The sequence below is a fragment of the Methylobacterium sp. Leaf88 genome (genome assembly GCF_001422795.1).
GTDB lineage: Bacteria > Pseudomonadota > Alphaproteobacteria > Rhizobiales > Beijerinckiaceae > Methylobacterium.
Genome location: NZ_LMMK01000007.1, coordinates 383 through 24,938 on the forward strand (window position 1 = coordinate 383; position 24,556 = coordinate 24,938).

The window sequence follows — 24,556 nt, forward strand, 5'->3', positions numbered from 1 at the left end:
CCGGTTCACGAAGGATTTCGTGAAGGTCTGGGACAAGGTGATGATGCTCGACCGCTACGACGTCCGGACGCGGTAACCCGCCCCCCCGGCGTCTCGTGAGGGGAGGAGGGGCCGGGACATCCCCGTACGGATGTCCCGGCCCCGGCCGCCGTCACGACCGCAGGGTGGACTCCCCGGATCCTCTCGGCTCGCGAACCCATCGCACGGGCGCTGGCACGACGGCATTCTGCGTCGTATCCTGCCGCGCGCGCACCGCGCCAACCCGACCCGGAGGCACTGACTGCCATGCGCCGGTCCCATGCCGAGAGCCACCTGATCGACCGGATCGGCTGGCTCCGCGCCGCGGTCCTCGGCGCCAATGACGGGCTCGTCTCCACCGCGAGCCTGATCGTCGGCGTGGCGGCCTCCACGGCCGCCACCGGCGAGATCCTGGTCGCCGGCACGGCCGGGCTGGTCGCTGGCGCGATGTCGATGGCGGCCGGCGAGTACGTCTCGGTCAGCTCCCAGTCCGACACCGAGCAGGCCGATCTCAGCCGTGAGCGCCGCGAGCTGGAGCAGGACCCTGCGGCCGAGCGCGCGGAACTGGCGGCGATCTACGTCGGCCGCGGCGTCGACCACGAACTCGCGCTGAAGGTGGCCGACCAGCTCATGGCCAAGGACGCGCTGGGCGCCCATGCCCGGGACGAGCTCGGCATCTCGGAGTTCACGACGGCGCGCCCGATCCAGGCCGCGCTGACCTCGGCGGCGACCTTCTCGGCCGGGGCGGCACTGCCGCTGCTCGTGGCTGCGATCTCGCCGGCGAACCTCGTGGTCACCCTCGTCTCCGCCGCCTCTCTGATGTTCCTCGCCGTTCTCGGGGCGCTCGGCGCGAAGGTCGGCGGCGCGAAGGTCCTGCGGGCGACGGCCCGCGTGGCGTTCTGGGGCGCCCTGGCGATGGCCGTCACGGCCGGCATCGGTCACCTCGTCGGCAAGGCCGTCTGATCGGCCATCGGCTTGAACCGGCCCCTGATCCGGCGACGAAAGATCGACAGCAGGGCGTCGCTGCCAGGACCGGTTTCGGTGTCGGAAACGCCGATGCGGTTCGCCCGCTTCCAGCTCCAGCCGGACTCCGACGTCACGCGGACCATCGAGGCGGCCTGCCGCGCCGCCGGCATCGCGAACGGACCGATTTCCTCCAGGGGTCGCCAGCCTGCCCACCCGGCAAGCCGGGGGGACGCCCAGCCGGCGTTCACCGAGAGGAATTTCCTCTCTCGAGGCGGAGGCCGAGAACGACGGACTACGCGGAACGGTATGCGAAACTGAGCCGTTCCCTGAGCCCGGTCGGCGTCAGCCCCGATGCCGCGCCGGCAAAAACCCCCTGTGAGGACGCCCATGAGGAAGTCTCTGTTCGCCGCCGCCATCCTGGCAACCCTGGGCGCCATCGCGGCCGCCCCGGCCTCTGCCGCCCCCGGTGTGATCGGAGCGGTCGACGCGCCGACCGCCGTCACCGAGGTCCGGATGGACGGCATGCATGGCCATCGCGGCCATGGTCGCATGATGGGTCACCACCACATGCGCGGCCACATGATGCGTCATCACCACCGCCATCACCGGATGGGCCACCGTCACCATCGCGGCCACATGATGGGACACCACCGCGGCCACCGGATGTAAGCGAGCCCCCTGCGGGTTCCGATCGATCTGGATATGAGCGCGGACGAGAGGGTCACGGCACGCGACTGCGTGGGTGACGCTCTCGTCTCCGCCGGCGGAAATGAAGCTCCCCCGGTGCTTGTTGCGCCCGCGATGCCGGGTCGGCGCTCCATGAACCGTTACGACAGGCAGCCTTGGCGGGCAGGCGGGCCAATCCCAGCCTCGACCCCGACAGCTGGGCAGCCCGTGATCCGAAGGACCCGGATCGCCGGTGCCGCACCGGCCCCAGTGGGGGAGGTTTTTAACGGGAGAGGTGGTGGGCCCGGCAGGACCTTAACCTACTACAGCAAGACACCAGATAAAACAGGTACTTAGCCCAACCTCACAGGTGCCCATGTGTAACACTCCTGTGGCACTCGCGGAAGGCCTAGCTGGACCGTGCAATAGATTGCACGGGCTTAAGCGGACGCGTGATCTCGGATCAGCACACCGAAGATGCGTGGATCTCCGCTACCCACGACTCATTCCGAACGGGAACGGCCCTAAGGGCCTGGGCTGCCGAGAAAGAGGCCTGCCGTGGGGGAGCTGGAGATGATCCAGCTACCGATCGCGCTCGCGAGCGCCGGAAGGCCACCAGCCAGCGGCTCGCGGCGGCTGGCCTCTGCTACGGGCGAAAGGGCGAGGCCGGCTATCACCAAAGCTGGCATCGCTGCGGCCCAGGCTCCAGGCAGCCCTAGCGGGAGAAATCTGACGCTTCGTACCCGCGCCGAACGTCCGAGAAGGGTGGTGAGCGGACCCCGGCTCTTCGCCCGAAAGCGGACGCCCCATGTCTGACCTATAGCGGACCATCAGCTCTGGCGTTACCGCCTCGCCTCCCGCCCCGCCTCGATCATCGAGCGGATGCGCGCCGCCATCGTCTCGATGGCGAACGGCTTGGTCAGCACCCCCATACCGGGCGCCAGATGGCTGTTGCCCAGCACGGCGTTCTCGGCGTAGCCGGTGATGAACAGCACTTTGAGGTCCGGTCTGGCAATACGGGCGGCATCGGCCATCTGCCGCCCGTTCATGCCGCCGGGCAGGCCCACGTCGCTGACCAGGAGGTCGATGCGCACGTTCGACTGCAGGATCCTGAGCCCGGCCGCGCTGTCTCCGGCCTCGATGGCCGTGTAGCCGAGATCCTCCAGGATGTCGGTGACCAGCATGCGCACGGTCGGCTCATCGTCGACCACCAGCACCGTCTCGCCCTGCTCGGAACGTGGCAGCGCGACTGCTGGGACCATATCCGAACCATACGGCACCTCGCCGTAGTGGCGCGGCAGGTAGATAGAGACGGTCGTCCCCGTGCCGACCTCGGAGTAGATGCGCACCTGCCCGCCCGACTGCTGCGCGAAGCCATAGATCATCGACAGCCCGAGACCGGTGCCCTCACCGATGGGCTTGGTGGTGAAGAACGGCTCGAAGACCCGCGCCACGACCTCGGGCGGCATGCCGGTGCCGGTGTCGGTGACGCTGAGCGTGAGGTACTGCCCCTCCGGCACGTCCTGCTGCCGCGCCGCTCGCTCGTCCAGCCATTTGTTGGACGTCTCGATGGTGATGGTGCCCCCGTCAGGCATTGCGTCGCGGGCGTTGATGCAGAGGTTCAGCAGCGCGTTCTCCAGCTGAGACGGGTCGACCAGAGTGGGCCAGACCCCTGAAGCGCCGACAACCTCGACGGCGATGCCGGGACCGACCGTGCGCTGGATCAGCTCCTGCATGCCGAGGGTCAGACGGTTCACGTCCGTAGGCCTGGGATCGAGCGTCTGCCGGCGGGAGAAGGCGAGCAAGCGATGCGTCAGGGCCGCTGCCCGTTTCGAGGCGCCTTGCGCGGCAGCCATGTAACGCTCGATGTCGTGAAATCGTCCCTGCTGCATGCGGGACTGCATCATCTCCAGCGAGCCGGATATGCCCGCCAGCAGGTTGTTGAAGTCATGCGCGAGCCCACCGGTGAGCTGCCCGACCGCTTCCATCTTCTGCGCCTGCCGCAGGGCCTCCTGCGTGACGGCGAGCTCCGCTTCGGCGCGGAGCCGGGCCGAGATGTCCCGCGCATAGTGGAACGCCCCGATGACGCGCCCCTGTTCGTCCCGCAGCGGCGAGTAGGAGACCTCCCAGCGGGGCTTGGCCAATCGAGGGTCGCCGAACTCCTCGGTGACCGTGTACGCCTCCCCCGTCAGGGCTCGCGCCATCAACCCACGCATGATCGGGGCCTGGTCGGGCGGGAACAAGTCGGGAAACACATCGCCGAGCGCGACCCGACGCCCGAAGATCCGATAAAACTCGTCGCTGTGCGCCCGGTTGAAGTCGATCAGGCGATAGTCCGTGTCGAAGGCGCAGATCGGATCGGCGTTCGACTGGATCATGTCGCGCGAGAGCTGCAGTTCCGTCGTCCTGGCACGGACCTGAGCCTCCAACGTCACGTTGAGGTCGCGCAGGCCCCGTTCAGCAGCGTGCTGCGCACTGATATCGGTGTTGGTGCCAAACCACCGAACGAGTTCGCCAGCCTCGTTGCGGATCGGCTCAGCGCGGGTGAGGAACGGCCTGTACTCGCCCGTGGCCGAGCGCAGGTGATAGACGCCTTCCCATGCCTCCCCGGCGGCCCAGCGTCCACCGACCTCGGCGATGATGCGCTCGATCTGGTCCGGCAGGTGGACGTCGCGCCAGCCCCAACCCTGCATGACCTCGAGGGTCGTGCCGGTGTATTCATACCATCGACGATTGTACCAGAAGATGTGCCCGTCCGGCTCCGCCATCCAGGCCAGTTGGCTGACGTTCTCGGCCAGGGCTTGGAATTCGCGCACCATTTCCCCGAGTTCCCGCTCGCGCTGCCGCAAGGCGGTCTCGGTATGCACCCGCCGGGTCGTCTCGGTGCAGGCGCAGAACATGCCCGCTACGGTGCCGTCCTCGCCTCGCAACGGCGAGTACGAGAACGTGAACCAGGTCTGCTCGTCGAAGCCGTTCCGCGCCATGCGGAGCGGCATGTCTTCCATGTAGCTCGCCTCGCCGTCGAGGGCCCGCCGGACGATAGGTTCGATGTCGCTCCATATCTCCGGCCAGACGTCCCGAAAGGCGCATCCAAGCCCGGCGGGATGCCTACTCCCCAGGATCTGGACGTAGGCGTCGTTGTAGAGGAAGCCGAGGTCCGGCCCCCAAGCTAGGAACATCGGGAACGCGGAACCTAACATCAGACTGACGCTCGCCCGTAACGGCGCGGGCCATGTTTCTGGCTGGCCGAGGGGTGACAGCGTCCAGTCATGGGCACGCATCAGCGCACCCAACTCGGTCCCGCCAGCGAGGAACGCGGTTTCGCGACCGACCGTGTCAGCCACGGCTCGCCCTGCCGTGGGCCACCGGAGCCTTAATCGCCGTGAGGGTTGCAGCTTCGTCACGCTCCAGCAGGCGGAGCGCAGACCGCATAACCTCACTGATGCTGCGGTAGCGGCCGGACGCGAGGAATGCGCACAGGAGCGCATCCTGTTCCGGGGTGATCGAGACGGTAACGGTTCGGCGCACGGACATCGATAAGCCATGCCTGCCGGGGCTTGTTCTTACAAGCGCGACACGGCCACAGATGCCCCCTAAGACGCTTCAGTTTCTGGTCGCGGCGCAATGCCAGAACCTCCGCTGATCGCCCATCCGGTTGTCGGTCTCCACCTCAACAGCCTCGAAGCAGACGTTCCAAGGATCGGCAAGGGGTCGAAAGCGTCCTTGAGCGGTCACGCTGGATCGGGTTCAGACCTAGGCCGTGCCGACGACGTGGAGCTTTTGCCCGTCTCTCGGCCGGGCCCGAGACCGGACCTGAGTTGTGTTTTGGGGCTGGTCTGCGCCCTGATCAATTTGATCACCCCGGTGCAAATTTTGTACCTCCCCCTGCAATGATTGCAGGTTCCCCCCGGTACTGAGTACCGGTCCCCCCTGGCACTCAGTGCCACCCCCGGTAATCGTTACCGGTCCCTGGTCATCTCCGTTCAAGGCCGCGACGATGGTGCGGGCCTCGTTCAAGGCAGCATGGCCTGCCGGGGTGAGCTTGTGCACCATGCGGTGCTGATGGATCAGCCGGGCGCGCAGCAATCCCGCACTCTCGGCCTCGACGATCCACCCCCAGACCCCGGTCCGCGAGAGCCCGGTGCCGCGCACGAGCATGTCGAGGTTGGCAGCGACGCCGCGCCGCTGGAGGCGTTCGATCTCTGATAGCAAGAGGATTACCCAAAGCCCGGCAGGCGTCCGGTTGAGGGCCAGGAGTGTCGAGGCGAAGTCGTTGAGGGGGGCAGTCGGTGCAATGTGCTGCACGGATGGGAACTCCTGATCAGTGAAGGGAGGCGGTGGGCTGGGCTGCACCGAGTTCGGTGGTGATCATCCGGGAATAGGCTGGCGTGAGGGCGTACTGGGGGGCACTGGCCCTTTTCCGAAGCCGGGAGCGCGTGAGCACTCCATCGCGAGCCAGGGCCTCGCAGACAGGCTGCGGGGCGCAACCGGCTGGGCCAGTCTGCTCCAAGCGGTGATGGGCGAAGAGCAATTCCAGCACCCGCTCTGCGTCTTGCCCCTGGGCAGCCCGAACCACAGCCAGAACGAGGCGCTGCATGCTTACGGCTTCTCCGGTGACGTTCCCCAGTTTCATGGCGCTGTTCCAAAATGCATGAAGGCGCTCCCCAGCATCGCTGCGAAGTGAACAGAGAGTATCGATCACAGTTCCTCGTGTAAACTTCCCGCGATCAGTGACGATGTCATTAATCTTTGGGCCATCGCTGTACTCCACTTCAAGCCGCACTCGACCAAGCATCTTCGCATAGACCTTCAGGAAAACATCCTTGCGCAGCTCCAGGCGCAGAATTTTTGCGTTCCCGTCACCGGATACCTTCACGTATCGGCTGATACTCACGGCTGCATCGGCATTCAGTACCCTAGTCGCGAGAGCATTGACCCATGATACCGCTGCCGGGTGATCCAGCTCCCATTGCACTTCGGCTGAGCGCACGTGCGTGAACTCAAAGCTATCGAAGCGGCCATCTATTTCGGTCGGGGTGAAGACGGCCGTGAGCGCGGCTTTGACGTGGTCAAAATAGGCGTCGAGGACGCCGCGCCACCATTGCTCGCGCTCCGAGAAGTGGGGGAAGTACGCCCTGCCGATGATGACGTTGTCCCGCCCGTCAAGCGTCTGAGCTTCCAAGGCCGCGCGTCGGTTCGGATCACGCCACAACGCGTCGAGCGGGTCGAGCAACCGGACGGCTTCAACCGACGGATCAGTCTGGTAGGCGATGAAGCGAGAGGGGTTGAGGTGCAGTTCTAGCTCAATTTCGAGCCGCGAGGCCTGGTGCCTGTAGCGCGCCTTTCCTTCCATGCCGAAGAGCCAGTCGGCAGAGGAGGTCTTGAGCTTCCAGTCCCAAGAGGTGACCCCACTATTGCACCGGACTAGGCCACTCCCTCCAGCCCCGCCCCGATCATCAGCGCTCCCCAGCAAACCCTCTACGTCTGCAAGGGCCACGTAGGCCCGTACCTTGGCCACCACTACCAGCTTGTCGTGCCGGGCTTCGGCAGAGGGCAGAAGGGCTGTTGCAGGAATGGCCGGGTCTAGTGGGCGATTGCCTGTCTTAGAGCGCAGCCGGGCATATGGGATGCCTGGGGCTAATAGCAGGGTCATTTTGTGTGTCCCTATAGATGCACAGGGCTGGCGTCAGCCCGTGCAACACGTTGCACCGATTAAGGGGTGGGTGGCTGAGGGGCGAGGGCGCGATGTACACTGCCCTTACCGATGCCGAGCCGCGCCGCGATGGTGGCCATGCTCAGGCCCTCAGCCGCCAGGGCTTTTATCTCGGCCGCCTTGGCGCGTGCGGTAGGCTTCCGGCCCTTGTAAGCGCCCTCGCCCTTGGCCCTCGCTATACCTTCGCGCTGGCGCTCCAGCATCATCTCCCGCTCGAACTGCGCCACGCCGCCGAGAACGTTCAGCATCAGCTTGCCAGTGGGGGTCGAGGTATCCACGCCCAGGTTCTCGATCCGCAGGGCCACGCCCTTGGCCTCCAGAGCGGCGATGATCGTGCCCAGGTGCGTGACAGACCGGGCGAGGCGGTCGAGCTTCGTGACCACAAGCGTGTCGCCCTCACGCGCGAACTCCATGGCCGCGTCGAGCACCTTGCGCGGTCCAACAGATGAGGCCTGTTCCTTGTAGAGCTTGGTGCATCCCAAGCCGGTGAGGTCGCGGACCTGGGCCTCCAAGCCGGCTTCCTGTTCCAGGGTCGAGGTGCGGGCGTAGCCGACGAGCATGGCGGGGCGTTCCAAACGTTTTCGTTCCACTAGGGTCTTGGACATAGAGCTTTCATCCGTTCCAAAAGTAAAATCTATTTTATTGGAACAAAAAATCGTGGGGTGTGGAACGGTCCACTGGAGCAAGCCCTGTGGAACGATCAGAGCCATGCACCCGACGCCTATCAGGCTGGGGGCGGCGGCACGGCAGCCAGTTCGGCCGCCGCTTCGGGGGCCGTTACCGCGAGGCTCGCCAGAGCTTCAGCCTCGGCATGCGGGTTCGATGACCAGGGCGCGAGAAGCCAAGCCTCCAGATCATGAACGGGCTGGCGCGGCACTGGAGGCTCCCTCCAGCCTGGGTGGCCCTGAAGTTTGTCGACCGGCACGACTGCGTGGAATTGCAGAAGGGCTCGCAGCTCGCGTAACGCGCGGACGGACACCCCATGGTCACCGAGGGCATCGGCGGCAGCGTAGACATGGCCGAGACCGTCTAGGGTGAGCCGGACCCAGTCTTGGAGGGTACGGTCCGGGCTCGCCGCCGCGCGTGCGAACAGCCTCTCCAAGGCGAGGCTACTATCAAAGGCCCCAACCGACGGCGCTGCCCCCTCAGGTGAAACGGTGTCCGTCCCGAGCGCGGACGGGGGTAGGTGAAAGGTGACTGCCCGCCCGAGATGGCTGGCACGATGGCGCTGGAGTGCGGAGCGCGATGGGAGGCCGAACCGGGCGAGCACCTCGTCGAGCGAGGCGCCGGCCGCAAGATCGGCATCGATCTCAGCACGCCGGGCGTGGCCGCACAGTGAACATCGTCGAGGCATGGGACGGCTCCGCGTATCGAAACGTCCCGGTTGGTATCGAAACCGGGACGCAGGGTCAGACCATCGTCGGCGCGGGCGCCGTGGCGTGAGCGTTGGCAACGATGCGGGATACCTGAGCGGCCTCGTCCTCAGGATTGTCGGCATCCATCAAGGCGGACAGCTCCGGGTCCAGGGCGCGGACAAGGGCCATGGCAAACTCCAGCCCATCGGCCCGGAGCTGAGCGGTTGAGAAGCCGGTGAGGGCGGGAGCCTCCTCCAGGGTCTTCTCCTGAGCGACGATGAGGTCCGCGACGAGAGCGCCGGTTACGAGCGCTAGCTTCTCGCGAAGGGTTCGCTCTACAGCGACGGGGCGCGCGGCGTCCGCCATCGCGGCAGGCAGAGGTTTCGGGAACGGCTTCCGGCGTGCGCGGGAAGCAAGGCGGACACGCGTGGTCGAGCGGAGCATGATGGCCTCCTATGGCTGGGGCTGAGCGGGGATATCGATCTGTGCCGGCGTGGTGGCCGCCAGCACGATCAGAGCGAGGCGCCGAAGGTCTCGCTGATCGCTCGCCTTCAGGGCGCAGACGGAACCGGCAAGGGCGAGCGGATCAACTTCGTGGACGCACTTGCGTCCAATCGATCGTAGAAGATCGACCCAGCCGTCGATGACGGTTTGGCGCGGATCGAGGGGGATTTTGCGACGCTTGTTCATGATTTGTACTCCGGTCAGGCCGCGAGGGCGCAGGGCAAGAGGCCGAGGGCTTCGCCGAACACCTCGACGAGGGCGGCAGGCAAGATGTCGGGGGGTATTGCCGAGGGGGCAGGAGGGCGTGGATCGGAAACCCCGCATTCGTAGCTCCGGAAAGGTCGGCCACGTCGCGGAGCGGGCGTTCGGCGAAGCGAGCGAGATCGGCAGCGAGAGTGCCCTTCACTGCGTTTGGGTGCTCTTCCACGAGGTCGACGATCGCGACCTGAAGCGCGACAGCTTCCTATAACTGATCAAGCCCTTGAACCCGATCGAGCCGCCGGCCGTGCTTGGCCTCCGCGATCGGCGATACTCGCCTTGCGCCAAGATCAAGGGCGTGGGCCGCGTGGGCCGCGTGGGCCCGAGACAGAAGGCGGGCGCAAGCCACGAGATCGAGAGGCGGGCGCCCCACGAACTTCGCCTCCACGCGCAGAAGGGCGATGCAATTCACAGGTTCACCCCTGCAGGCCGCATTGCAAGAGCTGCGTGTGCGGCCCCGCGCGCGCCCGGCTTGGCGCCTGTACTGCGCTGCGTGAGCGCGAAGTCGGCTGACTTGCGAGACACGGCGACCGGTTGAGGTGGGGCTTCTACTCGCGTCGCGCGCGTGATGCGGAAAGTGCCTGAATTTTTCGGACACGGCGGTTGCTCCTAAAGTGCGCGCCGCGTGCAACGTATTGCACCGGACGAGTTGCGTTGCAGGTATTCGGCGCATGCTGCTCGGATCACGTCCGAGCGCGTCACGCGGTGCAGAGACTTCGCGCTGAGCACGGCTGCGGCCTCGTCGATCTTCGAGGCCATTTCTGCCGACGCGCGTATCCTGATGACTTGAGCTTGCATGGTCGTCATCCGTGAAAGAAGACGGGGCCGGCTGTCTCACGACCCACCCCAGGGACGAAGGATCCCGTCACCATCGGCGACACATGCGGACTACAGTACGCCCCTCATACCTGCAAGTAGTTTATTCGCTTTCTTGCCGTTGACGATGGATTGTTCACTGGGTATATCGCACCTTCACTGTACTACGCGTTCAATTTTTGATCAAACCGGTTACGGTGTAACTTGTTGCACGGGCCCTCAATAGCCTCCCATGCGGCTGAGCAGTCCGCCGGCACGGCGGTCGTTCAGGCTCTCCTCGCGGATCAGGGCCCGGAGGGCTTCTTTCATCTTGCGAGCGGCGCCCTTCTGGTGCGCTTGATCTTGCTGCGCGTTGCCTAACGAGCCGGACATCTGGACGTTGATGTCGCCGAAGCTCACGCCGCCCCGGCTACCTCCGCCACCGCCGCCCGTGAAACCCGTTGCACCGACGCCGAAGGAGCCGTCGGCCATCCGGACGGTCGGGAAAATAGCCTCGTCGTCCTTGGCGATGATACCGCGCGCGCGGCTCTTCAACCGGCCGACGATGCCACCGGCATGAAAGCGCGGGGGCCCCGACCACTTCCACTACGTCACTAAGCAAATGCAGCAGGGCATCGGAGGCGACTACTTCCGGGACAAGAAGAAAATGCCCCGGGTCGGAGGCTTCTGCTCCGCCCATTTGGCTCGACGCACCATCCAAGGCTTCGAGGCTATGCTTTGGCTGCGCACGGGCTTCGGCTTTGCCGGCGTGTGGACCATTGTGAGCAAAACTAGCTGCTAGGGGTCTGCTTTAAGCTTCCCCAAGCGAACAAAGCGTGAAAGCGGGTCGGAAGAGGCCCCTTCACGCCTTATGTCCAAGCTTGCGATACGCCCCTTGCGCCCTGAAAGCGGACGTTCCGCTACCGACCCAACTTAGTCACTCACACGCGGCTGCAAGTTTTTGTAAGCAGACGCATGTGCCGCCGCCACTCTGGCAGATATGATCACCCTTAGGGCACCGGGATGCGGTCGCAACCGGTTCGCGGATCGGGACGCATTGGACCACGGCCCGTTCGTACCGAAGCCGTACAGTTGTTCCGATGTCGTCAAGGCCATTCATCGCGCGGACTAGCGTTCAACGAGGGGTTCGTCTCCCGACGGCATATGGGGAGGCGATTGTCGCGCGGGTCGCGCGACAGCGAGCTGTTTGTGGACTGACGCAAGCTTACCAGTCCATCTGCACTGTGACCGTATAGCCCAGATCACATTATCGGCGTTGAATGCTCCTGTCGTAGGCAGGCGCCGACCTGAATGTTATGGGCTTTGACATGACGCGATCCAGTGTCGTTGGCCACCATGGGGATAACCTCGCTTGAACGTACGGAGCGCCGACACCTTCACGGTCGATCTGACGGCCTGCGACCGCGAACCGATCCACATCGTCGGCAGCATCCAACCGCACGGCTTCCTGCTGACCCTCGATGCGGCCAACCTGGCCATCGTGCAGGCGAGCGCGAATGCGCCGGTTGGGACGGACGTCGGCGCGGCCCTGGAAACCGCCATTCCCGAACTGGTCCCTGTCGTAAGGCGCTATCTCGACGATCAGCCGACCGAGGACGGGGCCCACTACCTGCGGACCGTCACCCTCGCCGCCGCCGCGTCCCAGGCCTACGAGGTCGCGGCGCATCGCGTTGGCAACCTCGTCGTGCTGGAACTGGAGGAGTTCGCCGACCCATCGGTCGAGGCCGGGCTCGACGCACTTAGCCTTCGTCTGCGAGCCTTCGTGCAACGCCTCCGTCAGGCACGGAACGTGGAGGATCTGTGCGCTATCGTCGCTGAGGACGTCCGGCACGTCACGGGCTTTGACCGGACCCTGGTCTACCGATTCGACCGGGACTGGCATGGCACGGTGCTGGCGGAGGCGGGCAACGGCAACCTGCCTTCCTACCTTGACCTGCGCTTCCCGGCCTCCGACATCCCTGTCCAGGCGCGTGAGCTCTATCGGCGCAACCGTCTGCGCATCATTCCCGACGCCGGGTACGTCCCCGTCCCAATCCGACCGACGCTGACGCCGGCAGGCCCACCGCTGGATCTCAGCCAGTCCGTGCTACGCTCCGTGTCGCCGGTCCACGTCGAGTACATGCGCAACATGCGCACGATGGCTTCGATGTCGGTCTCGATCCTCGTCGACGACCGCCTCTGGGGCCTGATCTCCTGCCACAACGCCGAGCCGAAGCGTGTGCCTCTCCAGGCCCGCAACGCCTGCGACTTCCTCACCCAGATCTTCGCCCTGCAACTCTCGGCCCGCGAGCGCGGTGCCCAGGCCGAGCAGCGCCTCGCCCTCGGAGCGATCCAGGCGCGTCTTCTCGGTTTCATGGCCGAGGAGGACAGCTTCGTCGACGGCCTCCTGAAGCACCCCGACGACGTCATGGCGCTGGCGAACGCCGCCGGCGCCGCCATCGTCACCGGCGACCGCTGCCGCCTAATCGGCGCCACCCCGGGCGAGACGCAGGTGCGCGCCCTCTATGACTGGCTTTCCGCCCGCGAGGATGCGGACGAGGTCTTCACGACCGATGCGCTGTCCGAACTTTTGCCAGAGGCGGAAGCTTTCGCCGCACAGGGCAGCGGACTCCTCGCGATCTCGGTCTCGAAGAAGTATGCGAGCTACATTCTCTGGTTCCGGCCCGAGGTGGTTCGAACCGTCAAGTGGGGCGGCAACCCGGCCAAGCCCGCAATACCCGACCCGGAGGGCGGCCCGAACCGCCTGCACCCGCGGAAAAGCTTCGAGATCTGGAAGGAGACCGTAAAGGGGCGCTCGCTGCCGTGGTCCCTGCCCGAGGTCGAGGCCGCCAAGGACCTGCGCTCCTCCGTGCTTGGGATCGTCCTGCGTCGCGCCGAGGAACTCGCGGCCATGAGCGAGGAACTCCAGCGCTCCAACAAGGAGCTGGAGGCGTTCTCGTACTCAGTTAGCCACGACCTGCGCGCGCCGTTCCGACACATCGTCGGCTACTCGAACCTCCTCAAGACCCGCGAGGCCACGAACCTCTCGGACAAGGGCCGGCACTACGTCGACACGATCATCGAGGCGGCCTTCTCGGCTGGTACCCTTGTGGACAACCTCTTGACCTTCTCGCAAATGGGTCGCCACGCCCTGAACAAGGTGTCGGGGGAAATGAATGCCCTCATCGAGGAGGTGCGCCGGAAGGTTCTTCGCGACGTGCCGCCGGAACGGACGATTCGTTGGGAGATCGGCCGCCTGGGACGGGCCTACGCCGACCCGTTCATGCTGCGGCTGGTCATCGAGAACCTTCTGTCGAACGCCGTGAAGTACACGCGCGACCGCCCGGAGGCCGTCATCGAAATTGGGCGCGCGGCACCGAAGGACGGCGAGGCGGTCTTCTACGTGCGAGACAATGGCGCCGGTTTTGACATGGCCTACGTCGACAAGCTCTTCGGCGTGTTCCAGCGCCTGCATCGGGTCGAGGAGTTCGAGGGGACCGGTATCGGCCTCGCCAACGTGCGGCGCATCGTCGAGCGCCACGGCGGGCGAACCTGGGCCGAAGGTGCGCTCGGCAAGGGCGCGACCTTCACCTTTACGCTGCCCCTTCGGGGCGAGGGATACTGAGATGGCCGGCCTGAAGCCGATCCTCCTCGTCGAGGACAACCCGAACGACATCGAGCTGACGCTGGCCGCCCTCGAATCGAGCCAACTGGCCAACGAGATCGTCATCTGCCGCGACGGTGCGGAGGCCCTCGACTGGATCTATCGGCGCGGCTCCCATGAGCGGCGGGCGCCGCAGGACCCAGCCGTGATCCTCCTGGACCTCAAGCTGCCGAAGGTGGACGGACTCGAGGTCCTGGCCAAGGTGAAGGGCGACCCGGCGTCTCGGGGCATCCCCGTGGTGATGCTGACGTCGTCTCGGGAGGAAACGGACGTGGTCCGTTCCTACGACCTCGGGGTGAACGCCTTCGTGGTAAAGCCCGTCGGCTTCGAGGAGTTCTTCGCGGCCATCAAGGACCTCGGCGTATTCTGGGCGGTGCTGAACGAGGCGCCTCCGCACAGGGGAGGCTGGCCATCGAACGTGTGACCGGTACGCCGGGGCCCTTGCGCATCCTTCACCTGGAGGACAGCGACCTCGACGCCGAACTCATCGAAGCGGAACTCGACGGTCTTGGCCATCCGGTCGTGATCGAGCGCGTGATGACTCGCGACGCCTTCGCGGCGGCGGCGCGGCCAGAACGCTGCGATATCATCCTGGCCGACTACGTCCTGCCGACCTTCGACGGCGTCAGCGCCCTCGGCATCGCCCGGGAGCAATGCCCCGAGGTCCCCTTCATCTTCTGCTCCGGCACCCTGGGCGAGGACGTGGCCGTCGAGGCCCTGAAGAACGGAGCGACCGACTACGTGACGAAGCAGCGACTTGACCGTATGCCGCGCACGGTCGTTAGAGCACTGGCGGAGGCGCGCGCCAAACGGGACAAGGCGGCGGCCGAGGCCGCGCTCCAGGCCGTGAACGAGACCCTCGAAGCCCGCATTGCCGAGCGGACGCAGGAGCTTGCCGAGGCCAACGCCGCGTTGCAAGCGCAGATCGCGGAGCGCGAGCGCGCCGAGGATGCGCTCCGCCTCGCCCAACGTCTGGAGGCTGTCGGGCAGCTCACGAGCGGTGTCGCGCATGACTTCAACAACCTGCTGACCGTCATTGCCGGCAACATCGAGTTCCTGGATCGCGCCGTGTCGGACGAGCGCTCGAAGCGCCGCCTCGACATGATGCGGGGCGCCGCCGAGCGCGGCGCACGGCTGACCGCGCAGCTTCTTGCCTTCTCGCGCCGGCAGAGGCTGGTGCCAGCTCCCGTGAACCTGAACCAGACAGTCGCCTCGATGCAGGATCTCCTGCAAAGCTCCATCGGCGGCGCCGTGCACATCGAGACCGCACTCCAGACCGACCTCTGGCACGCGCTCGTGGACCCCACGCAGATCGAGCTCGTGATCCTGAACCTCGCCATTAACGCCCGCGACGCCATGGCGGTGGGCGGGCGTCTCGCCATTGAGACCGCCAACGTGACGGTCACCGAAAGTCCGACCCGGCCCGAGCTTCCCGCTCCCGGCGAGTACGCGATGATCGCGGTCAGCGACAGCGGGACGGGGATAACGCCGGAGGTGCTGGCCCGAGTGTTCGAGCCCTTCTTCACCACCAAGGAAGTTGGGAAGGGCTCAGGGCTCGGACTGGCGCAGGTTTTCGGCTTCGTGAAGCAGTCGGGCGGAGGCATTCGGATCGATACGGTCGTCGGCGAGGGGACCTCGATCAAGGTGTATCTTCCTCGCGCCGAGCCGGGAGAAGATACGGTGGCTGCCTCGGATGCGGACGCGGCACAGGTTCATCGTGCCGGGAACGCACCGACCCTGCTCGTGGTCGACGACGACGGCGGCGTGCGGGAGGTCTCGGCGACCCGTCTCTCGGAGGCAGGCTACCATGTGCGCGAGGCGGCATCCGGCCTGCAGGCACTCGCAGCGCTGGAGGCCGATCCGAGTGTCGACCTCGTCGTCATCGATTTCGCCATGCCGGGCATGAACGGGGCGCAGACCGCGGCGGAGATCCGGAAGCGCTGGCCCAGCATCCCGATCCTGTTCGTGACCGGGTTTGCGGACACCTCGGCTCTGGCGCAGGCCGGGTCCGCCAGGGCTGACGCCATCGTCCAGAAGCCGTTCCGGGCGGGTGAACTCGAACGCAAGGTCACCGCTGCCCTGGCGACGCGCGTGGGACCGAACCTGCGGCTCGTCTCGGATCGAACGCGCGGCTCCTGATCGAGGAGAGACTGTTTTTCGGCTTGCTAACGGAGGCTGGCTATCAGCCGGCGCTCAGGTATGGACCTATCAATCGCGTAGCCCTGATGCTGAACGACCTAGCGGGCCTTCGTGTGGGTCAGATTTCATCACTTCGCTGGAGCAACCTCCTTGACGGTGATGGCAATGTGCAAGCCTACGGGCGCAAGGCCGTCGTGCTGGTCAGATAGTGGGCGAAATTCGACCGATGAATCCTATGCCCCCGGAGTCCGGCTCCGACCCAACCAAGTCATAGAACTTGAGCCGGAGCTCTGGCGAAAGCGGACGCTGCGGTGGGTTAGGTTCGCTGCATGGTGACAGGCGAAGCGTAAGGTCAAAATTTCGTTCGCGCCGTGACCCGTTGTCTGCCGCACCGCGCTTAACGACCGCGACCTTGCCAAGCATCGGTATGGACTGTGAGGCCTGACCAACCGCTTCACCGCCACCGGCGGGTTCAATAGGAACCAAGTCTAGTCTGGGCGCGGGAACCTGAGCAGGTTTAACCGGAGCTCAGGTCTCGATCATGGACCGTACGCGCTCGGCCATCGCCTCGATTGAAAATGGCTTCGTCAGGATCCCCATGCCGTGGCCCAAACGCCCGTTCCCGAGGACGGCATTCTCGGCGTAGCCGGTCACGAACAGCACCTTGAGGTCCGGGCGCCGAACCCGTGCGGCGTCCGCCATCTGGCGCCCGTTCATGCCTCCGGGCAATCCCACGTCGGTTACGAGCAGGTCGATGCGGGTGTTCGACTCCAGCACCTTGAGGCCGGCGACGCTGTCGGCCGCCTCGATGGCAACGTAGCCGAGATCTCCGAGCACGTCGGTGACCAGCATGCGAACGCTGGGTTCGTCATCGACCACGAGCACGGTCTCGCCCTGCTCGGAGCGCGGCAGAGAGCCGCCGGCGACGGGAACGTCTGCGTCGACCGCTCCGAAGTACCGCGGAAGATACAGGCGCACCGTCGTACCGATGCCGACCTCGGAGCAGATCCGGGCCTGCCCGCCGGACTGGATGGCGAAGCCGTAGATCATGCTGAGGCCGAGGCCAGTGCCCTGGCCTACGGGCTTCGTCGTGAAGAAGGGGTCGAAGGCCTTGGCGACGGTGTCCGGGCCCATGCCGCATCCGGTGTCGGTGACGCACAGCGAAAGGTACTGCCCCGGTTCCAGTTCGCGTGCGCGAGCATCGTCGTGGTCGAGCCAACGATTGGACGTCTCGATGGTGATGCGCCCGCCATCGGGCATCGCATCCCGGGCGTTGATGCAGAGGTTGAGCAGCGCGTTCTCAAGCTGCGGCGGGTCGACCAGCGCGGGCCACAGGCTCGGTGCCCCGAAGACCTCTAGATGGATGGACGGCCCGACCGTCCTGCGGATCAGGTCCTCCATGCCCTCTACGAGACGGTTCACGTCCGTTGGCTTGGGGTCGAGGGTCTGCCGACGCGAGAAGGCGAGGAGCCGATGGGTCAACGCGGCGGCGCGGCGCGAGGCGCCCTGGGCGACCGCCATGTACTTTTCGACGTCGGCAATACGCCCCTGCGCGAGGCGGGTGCCGATCATCTCCAGGGCGCCGGAGATGCCGGCGAGCAGGTTGTTGAAATCGTGCGCCAGCCCACCCGTGAGCTGCCCGACCGCTTCCATTTTCTGCGATTGGCGCAACTGGGTCTCGGCCGCCTGCAGGGCCGCCGTCCGTTCCTCGACACGCTGTTCCAGCTGCTCGTTGAGCTCGCGCAGATCGATCAGGGCGCGATCCCGCTGCTCCTCGACCGCGCGCCGCTCCTGCACGTCGATGAGAACCCCGGGGAAGCGCAACGGGATACCGTCCGGGCCGTGTTCGACGAGGCCGTTGGCTTCCAGCCAGTAGTACAGGCCATCCGCCCGACGGACCCGGTACTGGTGCGCGTAGCGGCCGCCCCGCGTGATGGCCTCCTCGATGGCCTTGGCCAATTCGGCCTTGTCGTCGGGATGCACGGTCTCGACGACCTGGGCCAAGCTGATGCCACTGCGTCCGAGGGCAGGATCGAGGCCAAAATTGATCGCGAACGCCTCGTCCACCGTGAAGCGGTCGGAAGGTAGGTCCCAGACCCAGGTGCCGATGATGGCTCCGGCCGCCAGAGCGAGTTGGACGCGCTCGACGTTCGCCCGTGCGAGCGCCTCGCTCTCCCGGAGCGCGGCATCCCCGAGTACGCGGCCGGTGGTCTCGTTGGTGAAGATGAACAGGCCCGCAACCGCACCTGCGCCGTCGAGCACGCGCGAATACGAGAACGACCACCAAGTGTCCCGCTGGCCGCGGTCGGTGTCGAGCTTCCAGGGCAGGTCGACGAAGCGCTCAGGCCGGCCGTCGAGGGCATCCTGGATGATGGGTTGGGCCTGCTCCCACCCGTCCGCCCAGACGCGGTCGAAGCGCTCGCCCATCGCCCAGGACAGGCGCGGACCGAGCAATGGGAAATAGGTGTCATTGAAGAAGAAGTGCAGCTCCGGCCCCCAGGCCAGGATCATGCTCTCGGGTGAGTTCAACACAAGGGACAGGGCGGTGCGCAGTTCGGTCGGCCATCCTGAGGGATGCCCGAGCGGATGTCCGGTCCAGTCGCGATCTCGGATCATCCGGGCGGCTTCGCGGCCTCCGTCGAGGAATGCCAAAGGGTTCGTCATCGTGTCTATGTGTGCGGTTTAAGCGTGGGGATCCGCTACCCTACCAATTGGTGGATGCTGCAATAGGGTAGCCGGTGACGGCAGCGATCCGTGTTCGGTCGTTCCATGGGAAGCGACCGTCTATGGTGGTCGCGGTCTTGTGAAATTGGCCAATCAGGACACCAGGAGCAGGTGGTCCGGCAAGATCTTACTACGGGCTCCGGGAGGGCCCGATGGACGCAACTCGATCCTCAGGAAACCAGCACTCAGCGCGCCTGTGTGCCGACGCGCTCCACGGCCCGTCTGAGGATGCGCGAGAGGTCGGCCACCGAATAGGGTTTGCGTAAGAGTTCGAACCCGTGGGTGCCTTGGGCAGCGAGTACGTCGCTGTAGCCCGATGCTAGGACCACCGGCAGGTCGGGCCTCCGCCGCCGGAGCTCGCGGGCGAGGTCGACCCCGTTCATCCCGGGCATCACCACGTCGGAGAACACCACCTCGAAACGGTACGGAATGCGCTCGAATTCGTTCAAGGCCATCTGTGCGTCTTTCGCCCACACGGTGCTGTAGCCGAGCTCTTCCAACGCCTGCGCCGCGAAGGCCCCGACCTCGTGGTTGTCCTCGACCAGCAGAACGCAGGTTCCGTGGCCCTCGGCGAGATCCGCGGGCTCGTGCGCCTCTTCCTCGGGAACGGCAGCGGCCTTCGCACGCGGGAGGTACAGGGTGAAGGTCGTGCCTTCGCCCAGGCGACTCTCGGCGATGACCTCGCCACCGGACTGCTTGGCGAAGCCGAAGACTTGGGAGAGCCCCAGCCCCGTACCTTGGCCGACGCCCTTAGTGGTGAAGAATGGCTCGAAGATCCGGTCGACGACATCCGGGGCGATGCCGACACCGGTGTCGGTCACCGATACGGCCACGAAGTCGCCGCGCATGGCCGGGTGGGCCCTGACGGCGGGGACGAGGCCCACGGGCCGGACTTGAATGACGAGGCGACCTTCGCCCGACATCGCGTCGCGGGCGTTGACCACCATGTTGACCAGGGCCGTGTCGAACTGGCTCGGGTCAGCATCGACGAGACAGGGCCCCTCCCGACCGCGGCCATCGCGGAACGGCTCGACCCGGGTCTCGACCTGGATGCGCGATCCCGTCAGCGTGCGGACCATGTCCGAGACTGAGGCGACGCCGCGCCCGACGTCGAACACCTCCGGCTGGAGCGCCTGGCGGCGGGCGAAGGCGAGCAGTTGCCCGGTCAGCTTGGCGGCGCGGTCGACGGTGTCCGAGATGGCGTCGACGTAACGGGTCCGACGCTCCTCGGCGAGGTTCGGTCGCTTGAGGAGGTCCGTGGACGACTTGATGACGGTCAGCAGGTTGTTGAAGTCGTGCGCAACGCCCCCGGTCAATTGCCCAACCGCTTCCAGCTTCTGGCTCTGCCGGAGTTGCTCCTCCAGAGCCTTGCGCTCGGTGACGTCCCGGCCGGCCGCGTAGAAATGGTCGCCACGCGGGATAGCGTACCATGACAGCCACCGGAAGCCGCCGTCGCGCGTCCGCATGCGCACGTCCAGGCCTTCGAGGACGATGCCGTCAAGGAGGTCGCCGAAGACACCCTCCACCGCCGGTTTGTCGTCCGGGTAGATGAACGCGTTGAAGTGTGCGCCGACCAAGTCGTCCTCGGTCCAGCCGAGCGTGTGGGTCCAGGCCGGGTTCACGGATCGGTAGCGCCCGTCGAACCCGCAGACCAGGAACAGGTCCCGGCTCGTGCGCCAGACCATGTCACGCTCGTCCGTCCGGTCGCGGGCCGTCTCCTCAAGGGTCCGCTCGGCCTCGCGCCGTGCGGTAATGTCGTTGAACAGCACGGCGACCCGCCGCCGGGCCGGCTCGCCAATGCGCAGGGCGTGGACGTCGAACCATCGGCCCATTGCCACCGCGCCACTCTCGAAGCGCACCGGCTCGCCCGTCAGTGCGACCTTACCGTAGGCGTCCAGCCAGGATCTCTCTAGGCCGGGGACGATCTCGCTGATCCATCGGCCCGCCGCGTCGCGCAGCCCGGTGTGGCGTTCGAAGGCCGGGTTCACCTCGATGAAGCGGTAGTCGACCGCGCGCTCCTCGGCATCGAAGCGCATCTCGATGATGCAGAAGCCCGCATCCACGGCCTCGAACAAGGTTCGGTAGCGTGCCTCGCTCTCGGCGAGCCGACCTTCCTCGGTACGAAAGCGCGTGACGTCGAGCTGGCTCGCGAAGAAGTATCGCAGCTCACCGGCCGGGTCGAACACGGGGCTGACATAGAGCTCGTTGCGGAACGGGGTCCCGTCACGGTGATAGTTCAAGATCTCTACGACCACGTCGCGGCGCGCGGCGATGGCGTCGCGCACCTTCGCCACGTCGGCCGGGTCGGTGCCGGGCCCTTGGAGAAATCGGCAGTTGCGTCCGATCAACGCGTCGGCGCCATAGCCGCACAGCTCCTGGAAGGCACGGTTAGCGAAGACGATCGGGTTGTCAGGCAGGTTTGGGTCGGTGATGATCTGCGGCATGCGGGTCTTCTCCGCCGCGGTGAACAGCAGGTCGGTCCCGGCGGCGGAGGTTCGTTCGTTGCCCGTTGGGGCATGAACGTGCTCCTCGTTACGCCGCCGCAGGCGCTCGATTTCCGCGTTCGCGGCGGCCAATTGCCGTCGCAGATCCTCGATGTCCGATTCCATCCGTCCGTCCCGACCAGGGGGCCCGTGATCCTGGCCGCTGGTAGCCCGACAATATTGACCCAGCGCCGCTTCACGACGCCGCCCATCATCCGGGGGTGTCATATGGCCAAGGGTATGCCCACGGAAAGTGTGGCTTATGGGTTTGACGGCATGCGTCAGCCGTAGCCGCTACGAGCAGACGGCACGAAAACCCGTCGCCTTCTCGTGTCTGTATCAGCCCCGTGTGGCATAAGGCGTTTCGATCTTTCACATCGGATCGACAGGTCCGCAAAACTCGATTATCGGCCTGGAATCAACACCGAGTGTACGGGTGGCCGTGGAACAGATCGACAGCACAGCGCAACGCCAAGCGGCGCTTGCCGGCTACGACATTCTCGACACGCCGACCGAGGCCGAGTTCGACGACATCGTAAGGGTAGCGTCCGAGACCTGCGGCATGCCGGTGTCGCTGATCTCCCTGCTCGATGGCGAGCGCCAGTGGTTCAAGGCCAAGACCGGCTTCGGCCAGAGCGAGACCCCGATCTCGCAATCCATCTGCGCTTACGCCACTGAGCAGCACGACGTGTTTGAGATCCCGGATCTCACCCTCGATCCGCGCACGGCCGACAACCCCCTCGTGACCGGCGGGCCAGAAGTGCGGTTCTACGCGGGCGTGCCGTTGAAGACCGCGGACGGTATCGCTCTCGGCGCGCTGTGCGTCCTCGACACCAAGCCCAACCGGTTGACCTCGGCGCAGGCGTTCACCCTGCGCACACTCGCCCAGCAGGTCATCACCAACCTGGAGCTACGACGCGCCCTGAAGGAGCGGCGCGAGAGCGACCGGCGCAATAAGGCGATCCTGGAGAGCGCGATCGACTACGGCATCATCGCGATGGACCTGAACGGTCGCGTGACGAGCTGGAACGCGGGGGCCGAGCAGATCCTCGGGTGGACCGAGGCCGAGATGCTCGGGCGACACGCCAACGTGTTCTTCACTGAGGAGGACGAGCGCGACCAGATCGCCGAGAAGGAGATGGGCGCGGCTCTGCTGCACGGGCGCGGAACCGACGAGCGTTGGCACCTGCGCAAGGACGGCAGCAGGTTCTGGGCGAACGGCGAGATGATGCCGCTTAAGGACGAGGATGGGCGCCCCGAAGGCTTCATCAAGATCCTGCGCGATCGGACAGAGCAGCGCAACGCCGCCGCCCGGGAGCAAGCAGATGCGGAGTTCATGCGCGGCGTGCTCGCCTCCTCAGCCGACTGCATCAAGGTGCTCGACCTCGACGGCGGCCTGACCTTCATGAGCGAGGGCGGCATGCGGGTGATGGAGGTCAGCGACTTCAACCAGGTGAAGGGCTGCCCGTGGCCGGACTTCTGGCAGGGCCAGGGTCACGCCGATGCTGTCGCAGCCCTCGCGGCCGCCAAGGCCGGCGGCGTCGGCCACTTCCAGGGTCCTGCCGATACCTACCTCGGCACCGCGAAGTGGTGGGACGTGCAGGTGACGCCGATCCTTGGGCCGAATGGACAGCCGGAGAAGATCCTGTCGGTCTCGCGGGACATCACCGACCAAAAGTCCTTCGAACGCCGACTCGCGGTCAGCGAGGAACGCTGGCGCGGGCTGTTCAGCGGGATGCAGGAGGGGTTCCTCAGCGCCGAGCTGATCCGCGACGAGGGCGGGCATCCCGTGGACTTCCGGTTCCTGCAGGTCAATCCGGCGTTCGCCGGGCTGACCGGGCTACCGGCCAGCAGCGCCGGGCGCACCATGCGCGAGCTTGTGCCGGCCATCCCGCAGTGGCTGATCGACACCTACGCCCGCACCGTCGAGACCGGCCAACCCGAGAAATTCGAGATCCACGTCCCCGAGCTTCATCGCACGTTCGAGGTCCGGGCGCATAAGCAGTCCGGCCAGCAGTTCGCGGCGCTGTTCCTGGAAATCTCGAACCGCAAACGGACCGAGGCTCGCCGTGCGGCCATGACCGAATTGGGCGACCGGCTGCGCGACGTGGGCGACAAGGGCGAGATCAGCCGAGTTGCCGCGGAGGTCATGGGGCGCACGCTCGGACTGAGCCACGCGGGCTACGGGCAAGTCGATCCAGACGCCGAGACGATCCTTGTGGAGCAGGGATGGACCGCGCCGGGCCTCACGAGCATCGCCGGGATACACCAATTCCGCGCCTACGGCTCGTACATCGAAGACCTGAAGGCGGGGCGCGATGTCGTCATCGTTGACGTCGGCGGTGACCCTCGGACCAGCGCGGACGCCAAGGCATTGGCGGCGATCAGCACGCGCTCGCTCCTCAACCTGCCGGTGATGGAGCACGGCCGGTTCGTGGCCTTGTTCTACGCGGTGAGGGCAGAGCCAGGGGAGTGGACGCAGGAGGACATCGCCTTCGTGCGCAATGTCGCTGACCGCACCCGGTCGGCCATCGCGCGCATCGAGGCCGAGACACAGCAGCAACTGCTCAACCACGAGCTGAGCCATCGCATGAAGAACATGCTGGCGATGGTCCAGTCCATCGCCACGCAGACGATGCGTGGAGCTGCCGATCTCGACACCGCGCGAGATGTGCTCGCCAGCCGGCTGATCGCTCTGGGCAAGTCGCATGACCTCCTGCTCGGCGGCTCCCTGTGCCAAGCCTCGCTGCCGAGCGTGATCGAGAGCGCGCTCGACATTCACCGTGACCATCAGGATCGGTTCGTGCTCGATGGCCCGACGGTGATGGTGGGGTCCAGGGCGGCGCTGTCGTTGTCGTTGATGATGCACGAGCTGGCGACCAATGCCGCCAAGTACGGTGCGCTCTCGACCGCGGACGGTCGGGTCTCCATCACCTGGGATATCGGCGGTGACGGCGACGATGCTCCGGTCACCTTGCGGTGGGTCGAGGCAGGCGGTCCGGCAGTGTTTGCACCGAAGCGGACGGGGTTCGGTACCCGGCTGATCGGACGCGGGCTTGCCGGAAGCTTCGACGGGAAGGTTGACTTGAGCTACCCGCCCTCCGGTGTGGTCTGCACGATCGTCGCGCCGCGGCGCGGGCTCATGGCGAGCTAAACCCTCAGGCTCGGCTAAAGGGAGCCTATCGGGCGATCAGTCCGATCCGCTGGCCGTATCCAGCTGGGCCAGGAGTTGGTTCAGGCGGTCCGGTAGTGGCGTTCCTGGGATCTGGGC

General features: G+C 66.0%; 18 protein-coding genes and 1 pseudogene. 8 read left to right on the top strand and 11 right to left on the bottom strand.

Annotated elements, in window-relative coordinates:
* Window positions 1-285: 285 nt before the first annotated feature.
* A complete protein-coding gene (locus ASF20_RS04270; RefSeq protein WP_056271196.1) occupies window positions 286-981 on the top strand; it encodes a VIT family protein in 696 nt (231 codons plus the stop codon).
* Here ASF20_RS04270 and ASF20_RS04275 read toward each other — a convergent pair.
* Window positions 957-1,232: a hypothetical protein gene (locus tag ASF20_RS04275; protein WP_156647942.1), complete on the bottom strand. Its 276-nt coding sequence runs from the start codon at window positions 1,230-1,232 to the stop codon at window positions 957-959. The two genes, ASF20_RS04270 and ASF20_RS04275, sit on opposite strands and share 25 nt — an antisense overlap.
* A gap of 139 nt (window positions 1,233-1,371) precedes the next feature.
* Between ASF20_RS04275 and ASF20_RS04280 the strand changes: the two genes are divergently transcribed.
* Entirely contained in the window at window positions 1,372-1,653 is a 282-nt protein-coding gene (locus ASF20_RS04280) for a hypothetical protein (protein ID WP_056271201.1), read from the top strand.
* Between the two features lie 839 nt (window positions 1,654-2,492).
* Here ASF20_RS04280 and ASF20_RS04285 read toward each other — a convergent pair.
* The 5 genes from ASF20_RS04285 to ASF20_RS04305 form a co-directional block, all read right to left on the bottom strand.
* Window positions 2,493-4,931 carry a PAS domain-containing protein gene (locus ASF20_RS04285; protein WP_082501186.1) on the bottom strand — a complete coding sequence of 813 codons (2,439 nt, stop codon included), beginning with the start codon at window positions 4,929-4,931 and terminating at the stop codon, window positions 2,493-2,495.
* A 55-nt stretch (window positions 4,932-4,986) separates the two neighbouring features.
* Window positions 4,987-5,184: a type II toxin-antitoxin system ParD family antitoxin gene (locus tag ASF20_RS04290; RefSeq protein ID WP_056271207.1), complete on the bottom strand. Its 198-nt coding sequence runs from the start codon at window positions 5,182-5,184 to the stop codon at window positions 4,987-4,989.
* Window positions 5,185-5,403: 219 nt separating this feature from the next.
* Complete coding sequence (locus ASF20_RS04295; protein WP_056271210.1) at window positions 5,404-5,955, bottom strand: hypothetical protein; 552 nt, start codon at window positions 5,953-5,955, stop codon at window positions 5,404-5,406.
* Window positions 5,956-5,971: 16 nt separating this feature from the next.
* On the bottom strand, window positions 5,972-7,303 hold the full coding sequence (locus tag ASF20_RS04300; protein WP_156647943.1) for a hypothetical protein: 1,332 nt from the start codon (window positions 7,301-7,303) through the stop codon (window positions 5,972-5,974).
* Between the two features lie 59 nt (window positions 7,304-7,362).
* Entirely contained in the window at window positions 7,363-7,923 is a 561-nt protein-coding gene (locus ASF20_RS04305; protein WP_056271215.1) for a recombinase family protein, read from the bottom strand.
* Window positions 7,924-8,573: 650 nt separating this feature from the next.
* Here ASF20_RS04305 and ASF20_RS25240 point away from each other — a divergent pair.
* Window positions 8,574-8,702: a hypothetical protein gene (locus ASF20_RS25240; RefSeq protein WP_280136470.1), complete on the top strand. Its 129-nt coding sequence runs from the start codon at window positions 8,574-8,576 to the stop codon at window positions 8,700-8,702.
* Between the two features lie 70 nt (window positions 8,703-8,772).
* On the opposite strand, the gene ASF20_RS04310 is transcribed toward ASF20_RS25240, so the two are convergent.
* The 3 genes from ASF20_RS04310 to ASF20_RS04325 form a co-directional block, all read right to left on the bottom strand.
* Window positions 8,773-9,162, bottom strand: a complete 390-nt coding sequence (locus ASF20_RS04310) for a hypothetical protein (RefSeq protein ID WP_156647944.1) — start codon at window positions 9,160-9,162, stop codon at window positions 8,773-8,775.
* A 9-nt stretch (window positions 9,163-9,171) separates the two neighbouring features.
* Complete coding sequence (locus tag ASF20_RS04315; protein ID WP_056271221.1) at window positions 9,172-9,408, bottom strand: hypothetical protein; 237 nt, start codon at window positions 9,406-9,408, stop codon at window positions 9,172-9,174.
* 1,107 nt (window positions 9,409-10,515) lie between these two features.
* A complete protein-coding gene (locus ASF20_RS04325; RefSeq protein ID WP_156647945.1) occupies window positions 10,516-10,830 on the bottom strand; it encodes a hypothetical protein in 315 nt (104 codons plus the stop codon).
* A 49-nt stretch (window positions 10,831-10,879) separates the two neighbouring features.
* Between ASF20_RS04325 and ASF20_RS04330 the strand changes: the two are divergent.
* From ASF20_RS04330 to ASF20_RS04345, 4 genes and pseudogenes are all read left to right on the top strand, one after another.
* Window positions 10,880-11,070, top strand: a pseudogene (locus ASF20_RS04330) (IS6 family transposase); the annotation flags it as partial.
* A gap of 577 nt (window positions 11,071-11,647) precedes the next feature.
* Entirely contained in the window at window positions 11,648-13,900 is a 2,253-nt protein-coding gene (locus tag ASF20_RS04335; RefSeq protein ID WP_056271234.1) for an ATP-binding protein, read from the top strand.
* A 1-nt stretch (window position 13,901) separates the two neighbouring features.
* Window positions 13,902-14,363, top strand: a complete 462-nt coding sequence (locus ASF20_RS04340) for a response regulator (RefSeq protein ID WP_056271237.1) — start codon at window positions 13,902-13,904, stop codon at window positions 14,361-14,363.
* Between the two features lie 17 nt (window positions 14,364-14,380).
* Window positions 14,381-16,078 (top strand): response regulator, encoded by a 1,698-nt coding sequence (locus ASF20_RS04345; RefSeq protein ID WP_244476325.1) that lies wholly within the window; start codon window positions 14,381-14,383, stop codon window positions 16,076-16,078.
* Window positions 16,079-16,606: 528 nt separating this feature from the next.
* Here ASF20_RS04345 and ASF20_RS04350 read toward each other — a convergent pair.
* Together ASF20_RS04350 and ASF20_RS04355 are read right to left on the bottom strand one after the other, a co-directional pair.
* Window positions 16,607-18,742, bottom strand: a complete 2,136-nt coding sequence (locus tag ASF20_RS04350) for an ATP-binding protein (RefSeq protein WP_056271243.1) — start codon at window positions 18,740-18,742, stop codon at window positions 16,607-16,609.
* A 245-nt stretch (window positions 18,743-18,987) separates the two neighbouring features.
* Window positions 18,988-21,411: a PAS domain S-box protein gene (locus ASF20_RS04355; RefSeq protein WP_056271247.1), complete on the bottom strand. Its 2,424-nt coding sequence runs from the start codon at window positions 21,409-21,411 to the stop codon at window positions 18,988-18,990.
* 316 nt (window positions 21,412-21,727) lie between these two features.
* Between ASF20_RS04355 and ASF20_RS04360 the strand changes: the two genes are divergently transcribed.
* Entirely contained in the window at window positions 21,728-24,439 is a 2,712-nt protein-coding gene (locus ASF20_RS04360; protein ID WP_056271773.1) for a PAS domain-containing protein, read from the top strand.
* The last annotated feature ends 117 nt before the right edge of the window (window positions 24,440-24,556 follow it).

What these genes read in the sequence shown, in the direction of transcription:
- ASF20_RS04270 (WP_056271196.1), top strand. Translation starts at nt 286, where the DNA reads ATGCGCCGGTCCCATGCCGAGAGCCACCTGATCGACCGGATCGGCTGG.
- ASF20_RS04280 (WP_056271201.1), top strand. Translation starts at nt 1,372, where the DNA reads ATGAGGAAGTCTCTGTTCGCCGCCGCCATCCTGGCAACCCTGGGCGCC.
- ASF20_RS04285 (WP_082501186.1), bottom strand. Translation starts at nt 4,931, where the DNA reads ATGCGTGCCCATGACTGGACGCTGTCACCCCTCGGCCAGCCAGAAACA.
- ASF20_RS04290 (WP_056271207.1), bottom strand. Translation starts at nt 5,184, where the DNA reads ATGTCCGTGCGCCGAACCGTTACCGTCTCGATCACCCCGGAACAGGAT.
- ASF20_RS04300 (WP_156647943.1), bottom strand. Translation starts at nt 7,303, where the DNA reads ATGACCCTGCTATTAGCCCCAGGCATCCCATATGCCCGGCTGCGCTCT.
- ASF20_RS04305 (WP_056271215.1), bottom strand. Translation starts at nt 7,923, where the DNA reads ATGCTCGTCGGCTACGCCCGCACCTCGACCCTGGAACAGGAAGCCGGC.
- ASF20_RS25240 (WP_280136470.1), top strand. Translation starts at nt 8,574, where the DNA reads ATGGCTGGCACGATGGCGCTGGAGTGCGGAGCGCGATGGGAGGCCGAA.
- ASF20_RS04310 (WP_156647944.1), bottom strand. Translation starts at nt 9,162, where the DNA reads ATGCTCCGCTCGACCACGCGTGTCCGCCTTGCTTCCCGCGCACGCCGG.
- ASF20_RS04315 (WP_056271221.1), bottom strand. Translation starts at nt 9,408, where the DNA reads ATGAACAAGCGTCGCAAAATCCCCCTCGATCCGCGCCAAACCGTCATC.
- ASF20_RS04340 (WP_056271237.1), top strand. Translation starts at nt 13,902, where the DNA reads ATGGCCGGCCTGAAGCCGATCCTCCTCGTCGAGGACAACCCGAACGAC.
- ASF20_RS04350 (WP_056271243.1), bottom strand. Translation starts at nt 18,742, where the DNA reads ATGACGAACCCTTTGGCATTCCTCGACGGAGGCCGCGAAGCCGCCCGG.
- ASF20_RS04355 (WP_056271247.1), bottom strand. Translation starts at nt 21,411, where the DNA reads ATGGAATCGGACATCGAGGATCTGCGACGGCAATTGGCCGCCGCGAAC.